This window comes from Pedobacter sp. 01N416 (assembly GCF_056399685.1).
Genome location: NZ_JBFTRT010000079.1, coordinates 1 through 11,926 on the forward strand (window position 1 = coordinate 1; position 11,926 = coordinate 11,926).

Consider the following 11,926-nt stretch of genomic DNA (forward strand, 5'->3'; position numbering starts at 1 on the left):
GCAACTACCCCGCTTGGAAATTATTCGGGCTCGGAGCAAGACAATATCGTTTTTGCCGCAGCCAATAACACTTATTTAAAGGGCGATGCCAATGGTGCATTCCAGGCGATAAATGCTTACTTTGATAAATTCCCTAAAGCGAACCATGAAAAAGAAGCTAAATTTATCAGGGCAGAATCGCTGGTGAAATTAGGTCGTCCGGATGAAGCCATTCCTGATTACGAATTTATCTTAAACGACTGGACGAGCGATTACACAGAACGTTCTTTGGTGAGTATATCAACATTGTTCTTAAATCAGAAAAAATACAACGAGGCCATTGTGTACCTGAAAAGATTAGAAACTACCACCGATTACAAGTCGCACTATAGTTTTGCCATCAACAATTTGTTAAAGGCTTACACGGCTTTAAACATGCCTGATGACATGCTGAAATATGCACAGTTGACCAAAGAGTCGGAAAAAGCTTCTGAGGAAGAAAAAAACAGTTCGAGCTTATTCTCTGGTAAAGCTTACTTGTTAAAAGGCGATACCACCACAGCAATTAAGGAGTTTAAAAATGTAGTGGCCAAAACAAAAACAGTTGCTGCCGCAGAAGCAAAATATAATTTAGCTTTATTGGAATACAACAAAGGTGATTTCAAAACTTCATCTAAAACCTGTTTCGATCTGGTTAACAACATGGCTGCTTACGATTACTGGGTAGCAAAGGCGTTTATCCTTTTATCTGATAACTATGTGGCCCTGAAAGATAATTTACAGGCAAAAAGCACTCTTCTCAGTATAATTGATAATTACGAAGGCAAGGATGATATTATCCCTACAGCCAAAGAAAAACTAGAAAAACTAAACCAGAAGAAGTAGCATTATGAAATCGATTAAATATATATATAGTTCACTGTTTTTTTTAGCTGCCGGATTAATGACTGCACAGGCGCAGGATAAAAAGGCCGATGAAAAAGCAGTAGTAAATGAAGAAATTGAAGTAGTTCGTCCATATAAACCAATTTTGGCCGAGGCTGTAAAGCTGAGACGAAGCCCAAATTTAGATGATGTTAAAACTTACAAAGCAAAATTGAACTATAGCATTTTAGATAGAAAGCTGGAATTGAACAGCGATATCCAAAAGTTACAGGCACAGGCTTTGGCAGAAGAAAAAGAAAGCATATTGGTTAACAATTATGTAAAAGGTGCATTCGGGTCGTTGGCTACCCTTCTGGGCGAAGCTTATTTTAACACCGGTAAAGATGAAGGTTTACAGATTGGTGGATACTTTAAACATTTTAGTCAGGAAGGAAAGCTGAACAAACAGAATAGCAGTAACCAACAATTAAGTGTTTTTGGCCGCAGTATTTTAGATCAAAACACAGTTAGTGGCCGCATTAATTTTGAACGTAACGGCACCTATTTTTATGGTATAGATGATGCCAGACCTACGCTTAACCCTAACCCTGATAAACAGGCCTTAACCACCATTGAACTGGAAGGTGAGCTGGTAAAAAACTTTACAGAGGATGAAGATGCTTTTAGTTATGCTTTAAAAGCCAATGGTTATATCTGGAATGATAAATTCAGCGCAAAAGAAAACTACCTGAGCTTAAATGGTTATGTAAACAAACGTATTAACTCGTTAAACTTAGGTTTAGCCGCATCAACCGAATTTGGTAACAGCAAAGATGCTTTAACCAGTGTTGGCAATAACCTGTTGCGCTTAAATCCTTATATCCGTTTACAGGTTAAAGGTGCTAAAATTACAGCGGGGATAAATTTCGTACAGGAATTTGGTGCATTCAGCAGCTCTAAAATATTCCCTGCCGTTACGGCCGATTTCACTTTAATTCCTGATTATTTACAGGTTTTCGGAGAAGTTAAAGGTGATGTAAACAGAAACTCGTTAAAAGGCTTTACCGATGAAAACCCTTGGTTAAACAGCAATGTTGTAGTTAAAAACACGGTTGAAAAGTTAAGTTTCAGCGCTGGTATTAAAGGTACCGGCGGACCGGGTTTTGGTTACAAAGCACGCGTATATGTAAAACAGTTCGATGATATGCCTTTGTTCGTGAACAACTTTACTGACTTTAACAAATTTGATGTGATATACGATTTCGGTAAAACGAAATTAACAGGTTTAGAAGGTGAAATTTCTGTTCAGGTAAGCGATGCCTTAAAATGGACAGGTAAATTAAATATCGACGATTGGAAACCTGCCTCAGAAACCTACTCTTGGTTTAAACCGGGTTTAAAAGTAAGTTCGAACTTTGTTTATACCTATAATAAAAAACTAAGCTTTAACGCTGGTGTTGTAATTCAGGATGATATTAAAGCTAAAGTATATACCGGCGCTCCTGTTCCCGCTTCACAATACATAATTCCCAATACCAATATAGAACTTATTGAAACGGTTAAAGGTTACGTAGATTTAGGCCTTGGTGCTGATTACCGCATCAACAAAAAATTCTCTGTTTTTGCTAAAGCAAACAATATCTTAAATACAAACTACAGCAGGTACTTGTACTATCAGGTAAACGGATTTAATATTTTCGGAGGACTAACGTATTCGTTTTAAGATAGAGAAACCTCTAAAGTCTTACTGAAACAAAAAATGCCTTCCGAAATCGGGAGGCATTTTTTTTGAATTGTTTAAATAAGAAGATCTACGTCAATAAATTCCGTCATTTCGAGCGGAGTGCAATGCAGTCGAGGTGACGATTGTTCTATATAGAAAATTTTACTTAACTACTTCGCATGCACTTTTATATCATGATCACCTGCCCATTGATTAATGTCCTGTTTATTTAATGCCGCAGCCATTAATTCAGGAAATAAATCAGGTGTACAGGCAAAAACGGGCACCCCCAAAGAAGATAGAAATTCGGCGTTTCGATGATCAAAAGCTGTTGAGCCATCATCGTTAAGTGCCAAAAGCGTAATCAATTGTACCCCATTGTTAACCAGCTGTGCAGCCATATTTTTCATGGCTTCCAAATTCCCGCCTTCGTATAGATCGGTGATCAGTACCAATACCGTATCCAACGGCTTTGTTATAATTTGAGCACAATAGGTTAATGCCTTATTGATGTCGGTACCTCCCCCCAGCTGAACACCAAAAAGCAGATCAACAGGATCATTTAACTCCTCGGTTAAATCAGCAACTTCAGTATCAAAAACAACCATTTTGGTGGTAATTGCAGGAATAGAAGCCATTACGGCACCAAAAATCCCCGAATATACCACCGAAGTTCCCATCGATCCACTTTGATCCAAACAGAGTATAATGTCCTTCATCGATTTCCTTTTCCGGCCATAACCGATCCGGGTTTCAGGAATGATGGTTTTATATTCGGGTTGGTAATGTTTAAGGTTCCGTTTAATGGTTTCGGCCCAGTTGATCTCATTGTGTTTGGGCCTTCTGTTCCTCGCTGAGCGGTTAAGGCTCCCGGTAATGGCCTGTTGTGTTGGCGACATTAACTTCTGCATTAGTTCATCAACCACTTTCTGAACCACCAAACGTGCTGTTGCCTTCGTTTTTTGCGGTATGGCCCGGCCTAAAGTCATTAAGTTGGCCACCAGATGAACATCAGGAACGAGTGTTTCAAGCATTTCGGGCTCGGTAAGCATTGAGGTAAGATTAATGCGTTTAATAGCATCCTGCTGCATTACTTTTACCACAGTTTGTGGAAAATATTCGCGAATATCGCCCAGCCACCTCGATACATTTGGAGATGAAGGCCCTAAGCCTCCTTTTCGATCTGAATTATATAAAGCCTCTAAAGTATTATCGATGCCAGTTTCTACTTTGGTAAGCACCATATCCAACTCCTGCCGAGTTTGTCCGCCCAATATTAACCGCCACCTTTTTTCTAATTCTTCGTTCATAGTGTAAGTTTAAAAACCCAATATTTTTTCGAGTATCGGCAAAACCATTTCTGCCCGTGCTACATCCAGTTCTTCTTTATGCACTACATTTTTGCCCGATGAGGGTACTTGTTTGATCTTTTGTGCAATACTATTTTTTTCGGAAGGATTATAAGCTGCAAAAGTGCGCCTCAATAAAGGAACAACTTCTATAAACACTTCACCACTTATTCCGGCCAGCCAGTTATTTAGGATATCCCAGATTTCGTGGTCAAAAATTAAAACCGTTGCGGCATCTTTTAAAAACCCTTCTATCCAAAGAGCCGAATAAGCCGGATCGCTTCCTACAGAAAGTGCCCTGCTAAACTCCAGTGCGGTTTCCTCCGTACCGATCACTTTCGAATCGTACAACAGTTTACAACAGGTTCCGTGAACCAGTGGGACTACATTTTTAAGTTTTAATATTTTAGAAAGGGTTTCGAGCCAATCATTTTTCATTACCTCATCATCTAAAAACAAAATAGATTTATTTACAGTTTTGATCTTATCTGTAATAATAACAGACTGTTCTTCATCAATGCCCAAACAACTTGATGGTAAACCTGCATTTAAACGCGAAAAGATCGATTGAAGAATAAGGCCTATGGTTTCCTGATCAGTTTTTCGCACATTCCCATACCGGCTTACCTCAGTTAAAGGAATAAAAGCATCCATCAACATGGCAATATCCGATGTCATCGCCGCCAGTTCATCCATCCTTGTCAACACCAGTTGCACCCCTTCGTGCAGATCGGCGGGCAATGCTTTGGTTACCAATTGCGTTATTTCGGCCAAGTGGCTACAGGTTGATGAAATATGTTTTAAATAGTGATTACAGGCAGCTTCGACTGTATTGCCCCAAGGAGCTTTTTCGAGCAATGAGATAGATAGTTCTGGATACCAGAACAATAGCCATTCTTCTTTAAAAGTACCCTTACCTGCAATATATCTTTGCTTCGCCCATTTGATATCCAATATCAATAATCGATGGAAAAGGATGCTTTTTTGTAAACCACTGGCTTCCCTTAAATCTAAATTGATCGTTTTTTCTTCGTTGATTACTTTTAAACGCAGACTTTTAACCTGCTGTTCGAAATCTCTTTGCAGCGGCACTTGTGGAATCCCTTCCGGAACAGTTCCCATATCGTTACCGATAATGAGTTCCCTCCTGATCAGCTGCATCGGAATTTCATCACCCATACACATTACCGTTTGGGTAGCTTCATTCAGTTCTTTTAAGCCGGCCTTGTTCAGGTTTCTTAATGCTGCCAGCGTATTTGCTAACCTAACGGCTTCAATAACGTGTGCCGAAGAAATATCGATCTTATTCTGTCTGAAAACATTGGCGCTATAGGTTAACCACCTCGTACCATCGTCGCTCTGGTTGTTCCAAACGTGTTTATACCAGCCCGGAGAATCTAAACCTGCCCCATAGCCGCTTTCAAAAGCCAGTCGGTCGCTCGTCCAGGGAATCCATGTGGTTTCGATTTTCGTTTTTGGCAGGTTCTTTAATAATGCATCATCATCCTTTTGCTTGGGCATATGCAGTAAAGCCGGCACATGCCAGGCACCGCATATAACGACAATTACACTGTACATTTCGCGTTCGGCCTGCCTGATACCGCGGCGCATAAATGCCTCGCGGATTTTTTCGGTCTTGTTATTTTCCGTTACTCTTTCCCTTAATACACCTATTGCCTCTCCTATTGATGCAAAAACATCTTCCGGTTGTTTGGCAATTTCAAAATGATGTTCCCACCACTCTTCCTGATCGTCGAAACCGGCAATCTCTGCCAGATAGGATAAGGGATTTTTAGTAACAGGGCTAAAATCAATCACTTCATCTGCCGTACTGATATGATCTGGCGCTGTGGTTTCTGCTGATTCCTCCACAGGTGTTTCTACCAGTTTATGGATAAGCGGCATATCGATAAACCTTACCGGGATTTTATTTTTCAAACCATAGCCTATAGCCTGCCATTCAGGCGAAAATTCGGCGAAAGGGTAAAACACCGATTGTTTTGGATTATCGGGTACGTAAGCCAACAAAGCTACCGGCGGTTTCATTTCCCGATCAGCCACCCATTTTAAAATAACCTCTCCCTCTGGCGGACCTTCAACCAGAATAATATCGGGTTTAAGGTTTTCCAGTGCTTCTAAAACATGCCGGGCAGATCCAGGGCCATGGTGCCTGATCCCTAAAAGATGAACAGACATATTAAACGATATCTCTACAAGCCCTGTAAATGTCTTTCCATCCGTCTTTTTGTTTCAAAACGGTTTCCATATACTCCTGCATCACAATTTTATCCTGAACGGGATCTTTGATCACAGAGCCGATAATACCGCTGGCAATATCGTCAGCTTTTAAAGATCCATCGCCGAAATGATAGGCCAAAGCCAGCCCGTTGTTCATTACTGAAATGGCTTCTGCAGTACTAAGCGTACCAGATGGCGACTTTAATTTAGTTTTACCATCAAGCGAAACCCCATTACGGAGTTCCCTAAAAATGGTTACGATCCTTTTAATTTCTTCTGTAATGGATTTTTGAACAGGCAGATGAATCGATTTGCTAAAACTGGCTACCCTTTGTTCAACAATGCTAACTTCCTCTTCAATTGAAGTAGGAACAGGTAAAATAACGGTATTAAACCGCCTTTTTAATGCGCTCGAGAGTTCATTTACTCCTTTATCCCTGTTATTTGCGGTTGCGATTACATTAAAACCCTGTACCGCCTGCACCTGCGTATTCAGTTCTGGTATGGGCAACATTTTCTCGGATAGAATGGTGATCAGCGAATCCTGAACATCGGCCGCGATCCGTGTAAGCTCTTCGATACGTACAATTTTGCCTTCTTTCATCGCTCGCATCACTGGCGTTTCTACAATCGCCTCCTTAACCGGGCCAGCAGATAATAACATGGCATAATTCCAACCATAACGCACTGCTTCTTCGCTGGTACCTGCTGTACCCTGTATCACCAGGTTAGAATTGCCTGTAATGGCTGCAGTAATGTGCTCCGAAACCCATGATTTAGCTGTACCCGGTAAACCGTATAACAATAATGCCCGATCGGTAGTAAGCGTAGCTACTGCTATTTCCATCAACCTCCGGTTACCAATGTATTTTGGTGTAATCTCAAAACCATTAGCCAGTTTTTTGCCCATTAAATAATCGATCACGGCATGTGGCGATAATTGCCAGTTTACAGGCTTCACATGTTTATCTTCTTTTTTTAATTCTTCGATTTCCTGCTTAAACTGTTGTTCGGCAGATTGTCTTAATACGTTATTTTCCACGTTAATTAGATTTTAAAATTTTAGTGTTTGCCTTAACTCCATATAGTGGATCATACCTGCTACCTGGTTGCTGAAGTATTTTACCTGATAATTATCTGAAGCTGGCGTTTCATATTTTTTCAATAGAGATAACAAGCCATCTGGGATTGATAGGGCCAGTTTTTGATAAACATTGGTTTGGATAGCATAAGGATTATCCATTAGTTTTTTAATTATCCGTTCAGCTATTGCCGTTTCGATGATATCGTAACTTTCCAGCACCAGATCGAGAACCCTATTGAAATCTGTTTCGAGCAGATCTTTAATAAAAGTAGCCTGCTCTTTAGGATTAACATACTTTAGCAGTTCGATTCCATCTTTAATCCCCGATTCGAGTAGTTTTTTACTTAAAAACGCATCTTTAAAATGGATTGCGGCATTTTTTAAAAAAGGTTTAAAAATATCGGCATGTTTATCGCTCAACATTAATTTTAGCCATTCTTCTACCGAAAGGTTAAATTTTGAAGCCAGTGTTGCCACATCCATAAATCCGAAAATCTGAGCTATCCAAAAAACAGCATCATCAACACCTTTTTGCGAACTGATTTTTTCTAAACCGTATTTAAGCAGGTCTTCGCCTGGTGTAATCCCGGGGTTAATGGTCAAAACTTTTTTCTTTGCAACAAGCAGTACACGTTCTTCTTTAACGGACAGGCTATTGATGAGATGATTTAAAAATAGTTGGTTTATTGAGGTGCCCGGCACCAATTTAAGCAGGTAAATGGCGATATCTTTTACTTTTTTGCTCTTATCGTTTAAAACCGACATTAAAAAAGTTTCATCGTTAATGGAAAGATTAATTTCCAATAAAGCGATAAATTCGGCCCTTACATTCGCATTTTCCTGCTGCAGATCATTTAATAAAGCCAAAGCATCTGATGGTGCCTCCGCTCTTAAACCTGCAAAATAGTTTAAGCGCCATTCCAGGTTGCCTGTTTCCCAATCCTGCCCTGATGGAGCGAAATCAAAAAGTTGCGACCAATTTTTATTGATGCCCGCGAGCCATTTTCCGGTTTCACCACAGGCTGTTAAAACTGCTTCGGCTTTCTTTTTCTGTGATAAAGCTTTATTTAAGGCATCGGGAACCAGATCGGCACCAAATATTTTATCGGCCTGATTGGTACGGTAAACAAGGTAATAAAATAACACATCGTCTTTTAACTGGAGCGCCGATTTGATCTGAAAACCAGTCAATGCATCTAATTCGACCTTTTCTTCATCCGGGCAGCTTTCCTGAACACGACTACAAACATTAGGCAACCTACCGGATTCGTTATACAGGAAATTTACCGCAGCATTTTTCAAAAAAGCATCTTCTTTATCTACCTGCCCAGCAATAATTCGGTTCCCTATTCCGATTAAATTGGGTGTCGGATCAAACTGCACTTTATCAGTACCCAACAGGGCTGTTTTTATAATATTCTGATCACTCATTTTATCGGATAATATCTATCATTTATAAAAACCGACGCTACGTTGAACTGCTCGTTCTGATAAATCCCAAAGCATACAAAAGCATTGCCCTTGGTGATGGACAGGATTACCCAACATTCATCTTCGAGGTTGCTCAATAAAATGGATTTCTGATCCGTATCGACCAGCAACCAGGTTTCGTTTTCGAAAACGACCTTTACAGAAGATAGTAAAAAAGGAATTTCTTCTACAAATGGATTGATGGTTAATAAACCCGAAACGTGGCTAAAAAGATCGGCAATATTGCTTTGCGTTTCTGGCAAAAGCTGTACATTTTCTTTTCGAACTTCGCCTTTAAATAAAGCCCTTAAAGGTGAGGGTGATAGATAAAAAGCGAGCGCTGCATGTACAACATTTCCCGATATTAGATTATTGGCATTAGCCTGAATCGTTGTATAAAAATTAATGATTAGCGCATAACGCTTGGTATTTTCACCATACAGCCAAATTTTCTCCGTTTTCAGGTTATTATCTTCGGTAATATCAATCGATAGCACATACCAATCGTCAGTTACACCTGTAGTGGCTAGTATTTCATCTTTTAGTGTGTTCCACCCAACCAGCGACCTTACTTCCTGTTTAAGATCATCGGCCAGCAGTTCCTGATTTTTGTAGGCCTCTGTAAGCAGATAGGTTTTGCTTAGCGATTTGATCAGTGTTTTTTGCCAACCCTCTTTATAAAAATTAATGTTACTTAACCTTTTGAGGTTGTTAGCTAAACCACCAGCCTGCGCATCCACCATCCTTGCAGCTATATTTTTGTTAAAATCGTAGGCATTCTGCGGAATACGCATGATACCGGTACGCACTAAATCTTTGATCCACAACCGTAGTTCTTCGATACCTGAATCAACTTTTTTAGCCCTTGCTTCTACTCTTTTTTGCTGAGCTTTTTCATCTACTACGACATCTTCTTTAGGCTTTTTTTCTTCCTGTTTCGCAGAGCGTTTATTGATCCACTCTTCTACTTGTGGCGCCAGATCTTTTTCCTCGGAAAAAATCGATGAATGGGAAACATATAAAAAAAGTAGACCCAAGCCATGTTTACAAGGAAATTTCCTACTCGGGCAAGAGCATTTAAAAGCAAGGTTGCCTAAATCGACAATGGTTTTATAGGGTGTTTTACCGCTCCCCTGACAATCACCCCAAAGTGCCTTTTCGTGAACGGCCGTAACCACCCATTTCGATGGCGTAGCCAATGCTTTCCCTGCTTTTACAGATGCATCATCAGGAGCAAACTTTAAAATCTGTTCGTGAGTAAACTTCATCCCTTTTTATTGGTGTTATGCAGATATGTTCTGGGAAATGAGGATTGGATTTTACCGTTTATTTTTTTCATTTGAGCGTATAATCTATTTAGCAGAAGTTAAAACCAAATATAAAAATTCCGTACAATCCATAACATGCCCCACTAAAAATTCATCAAAATATAATATAAAAAAATGGCAACAATAAATTGGAGGCATTTTTTATTAATACATAACGCGAGTTTTGTATATTTTTAATTGATTATCAATTCGTTGTACATAATTAAAGTAGACATCATTGCTGAGCTGGATATGAGCGAGCCGAAGCAATCTATCCCTGAATTATCATCAAAAAAGATTTTTCATTTGTAGCTCATTGTTTTAACGGTGTTCAAGCTTGCTTAGCAGGCGCTCCCCCCTACGCAAAACCCTTGCTTCAGTTCGCAATTACGAAATTAAGCCCAAAGCTCACGTCACATATTATCTCTTAATTGAACAACATTAATATTGTTGTGATTTCGACTATATTTACTTCAGTTAGCGGAAAAATTAAAGCGGCATGAGAATCCCAACAATACATGGATATATTGACAGAAGAATCTTAATTAACTTCACAGCCGACTCAAAGATTGTGAAAGAATTGATTCCCTTTCCTTTTAGGCCAAAAGTTTATATGGAAAAGGCCATTGTTGGAATCTGTCTAATCAGACTAAAAAATATAAAACCAAAAGGGTTACCAAACTTTATGGGCGTAAATTCTGAAAATGGTGCGCATCGAATTGCAGTTGAATGGGATGAGGATGGTATAACAAAATCTGGAGTTTATATACCACGTCGGGATACTTCGCTAAAATTAAATGCGCTAGTTGGTGGACGAATATTTCCTGGCAAACACTTTCATGCAAAATTCAACATAGAAGAAGAAAACGGAAATTACCAAATTAGCTTTAAGAGCTCAGATAATACCGAGATATTAATTGATGCTAATGAGACTCCTTTGTTTAACAATAAATCAATTTTTAAAACACTAGAAAATGCATCTGACTTTTTTGAAAACGGCGACCTTGGATATTCACCAAATAAAGACAAATTTGATGGCCTCAGATTAAAAGCATACCATTGGCAAGTTAGGCCACTTGAGGTTTTGAAAGTAAAATCAAGTTTTTTTGAAAACGAAGATTTTTTCCCACCGGGATCGGTGACTTTTGACAATGCGCTGCTTATGACAAACGTTGAGCATGAATGGAAAAGTGAACCAGATAAATAAGTATAAACATTATAGGTCAAACAAGAATGAAGCAAATATTCATAACCATCTTAAGTATTTTCTCCCTGTCCTCTTATGGTCAGGATAAAAACAATTATACTCATTTCAACAAATTAACAGAAATTGAAGGCACAGATTATGTAATTGCAAGTGTTGAAAATTGGGGAAAAATACCTGATGCTAAAAACAAATACCTGCTGTTTGTTAACACTAAAAACGGGCAAACCAAACAGGTAGATTTCCCGAGTGATGGTTATTTTGAAAAACTGGAACAAGTTAAGATTGATCACCTGGGCATTAACCAAATTATTATTTCTGCTCAAACTATTGATCTTGACGAAAAAAAGGGAATTGATTGGAATGACCCAAAACAGGTTATAATCTTATCTCCTGACGGACAAAAAAGAACACAGTTAACGGATAACAAACTCTTCGTAAGGACCTGGGTTGTGAACAAACAAACAGGAACTATTGTTGTGACGGGGCACGTTGACACCAACAACAATAACAAGTACGACAAAACGGATAAGGGTGAAATTCTAATTTACGACTTAAAAACCTTGAAATTGGTTAGTAAAATTTAAGAAAAGATTTTACAAAAGTTTCGCCAATATAAATTGAGAATAAACCTCATAAACTAACTGTTAATACATTTTAAATACGCTCCAATGAAAATATTTAATGTACAGCCGATCACAATAAATG

9 protein-coding genes are annotated in these 11,926 nt (G+C 39.0%); 4 read left to right on the top strand and 5 right to left on the bottom strand.

Annotated features, from left to right (window positions below; translation table 11 throughout):
• Together AC1DND_RS06670 and AC1DND_RS06675 are read left to right on the top strand one after the other, a co-directional pair.
• A partial coding sequence (locus AC1DND_RS06670; protein ID WP_477580132.1) for a tetratricopeptide repeat protein occupies window positions 1-864 on the top strand: 864 nt, incomplete at its 5' end.
• Between the two features lie 4 nt (window positions 865-868).
• Window positions 869-2,566, top strand: a complete 1,698-nt coding sequence (locus AC1DND_RS06675) for a TonB-dependent receptor (RefSeq protein ID WP_477580134.1) — start codon at window positions 869-871, stop codon at window positions 2,564-2,566.
• A 170-nt stretch (window positions 2,567-2,736) separates the two neighbouring features.
• On the opposite strand, the gene AC1DND_RS06680 is transcribed toward AC1DND_RS06675, so the two are convergent.
• From AC1DND_RS06680 to AC1DND_RS06700, 5 genes are read right to left on the bottom strand one after another with little or no spacing between them, the layout of a single operon-like run.
• Window positions 2,737-3,876, bottom strand: a complete 1,140-nt coding sequence (locus tag AC1DND_RS06680; RefSeq protein ID WP_477580135.1) for a VWA domain-containing protein — start codon at window positions 3,874-3,876, stop codon at window positions 2,737-2,739.
• 9 nt (window positions 3,877-3,885) lie between these two features.
• Window positions 3,886-6,111: a DUF5682 family protein gene (locus tag AC1DND_RS06685; RefSeq protein ID WP_477580137.1), complete on the bottom strand. Its 2,226-nt coding sequence runs from the start codon at window positions 6,109-6,111 to the stop codon at window positions 3,886-3,888.
• A 1-nt stretch (window position 6,112) separates the two neighbouring features.
• Window positions 6,113-7,195 (bottom strand): ATP-binding protein, encoded by a 1,083-nt coding sequence (locus AC1DND_RS06690; protein WP_477580139.1) that lies wholly within the window; start codon window positions 7,193-7,195, stop codon window positions 6,113-6,115.
• 12 nt (window positions 7,196-7,207) lie between these two features.
• A complete protein-coding gene (locus tag AC1DND_RS06695; protein WP_477580141.1) occupies window positions 7,208-8,668 on the bottom strand; it encodes a DUF5691 domain-containing protein in 1,461 nt (486 codons plus the stop codon).
• Window positions 8,665-9,975 (bottom strand): SWIM zinc finger family protein, encoded by a 1,311-nt coding sequence (locus AC1DND_RS06700; protein WP_477580143.1) that lies wholly within the window; start codon window positions 9,973-9,975, stop codon window positions 8,665-8,667. The genes AC1DND_RS06695 and AC1DND_RS06700 overlap by 4 nt, the downstream gene beginning before the upstream one ends.
• A gap of 538 nt (window positions 9,976-10,513) precedes the next feature.
• On the opposite strand from AC1DND_RS06700, the gene AC1DND_RS06705 reads away from it, so the two are divergent.
• Both AC1DND_RS06705 and AC1DND_RS06710 read left to right on the top strand, forming a co-directional pair.
• The gene (locus AC1DND_RS06705) at window positions 10,514-11,221 is read left to right on the top strand and encodes a DUF2071 domain-containing protein (protein WP_477580145.1); all 708 of its coding nucleotides are present in this window, start codon (window positions 10,514-10,516) and stop codon (window positions 11,219-11,221) included.
• 26 nt (window positions 11,222-11,247) lie between these two features.
• Window positions 11,248-11,805 (top strand): hypothetical protein, encoded by a 558-nt coding sequence (locus AC1DND_RS06710; protein WP_477580147.1) that lies wholly within the window; start codon window positions 11,248-11,250, stop codon window positions 11,803-11,805.
• Window positions 11,806-11,926: the final 121 nt, after the last annotated feature.

Bases quoted from the DNA above. Each gene is read 5' to 3' on its own strand.
- AC1DND_RS06675 (WP_477580134.1), top strand. From the start codon at position 869: ATGAAATCGATTAAATATATATATAGTTCACTGTTTTTTTTAGCTGCC.
- AC1DND_RS06680 (WP_477580135.1), bottom strand. From the start codon at position 3,876: ATGAACGAAGAATTAGAAAAAAGGTGGCGGTTAATATTGGGCGGACAA.
- AC1DND_RS06685 (WP_477580137.1), bottom strand. From the start codon at position 6,111: ATGTCTGTTCATCTTTTAGGGATCAGGCACCATGGCCCTGGATCTGCC.
- AC1DND_RS06695 (WP_477580141.1), bottom strand. From the start codon at position 8,668: ATGAGTGATCAGAATATTATAAAAACAGCCCTGTTGGGTACTGATAAA.
- AC1DND_RS06700 (WP_477580143.1), bottom strand. From the start codon at position 9,975: ATGAAGTTTACTCACGAACAGATTTTAAAGTTTGCTCCTGATGATGCA.
- AC1DND_RS06705 (WP_477580145.1), top strand. From the start codon at position 10,514: ATGAGAATCCCAACAATACATGGATATATTGACAGAAGAATCTTAATT.
- AC1DND_RS06710 (WP_477580147.1), top strand. From the start codon at position 11,248: ATGAAGCAAATATTCATAACCATCTTAAGTATTTTCTCCCTGTCCTCT.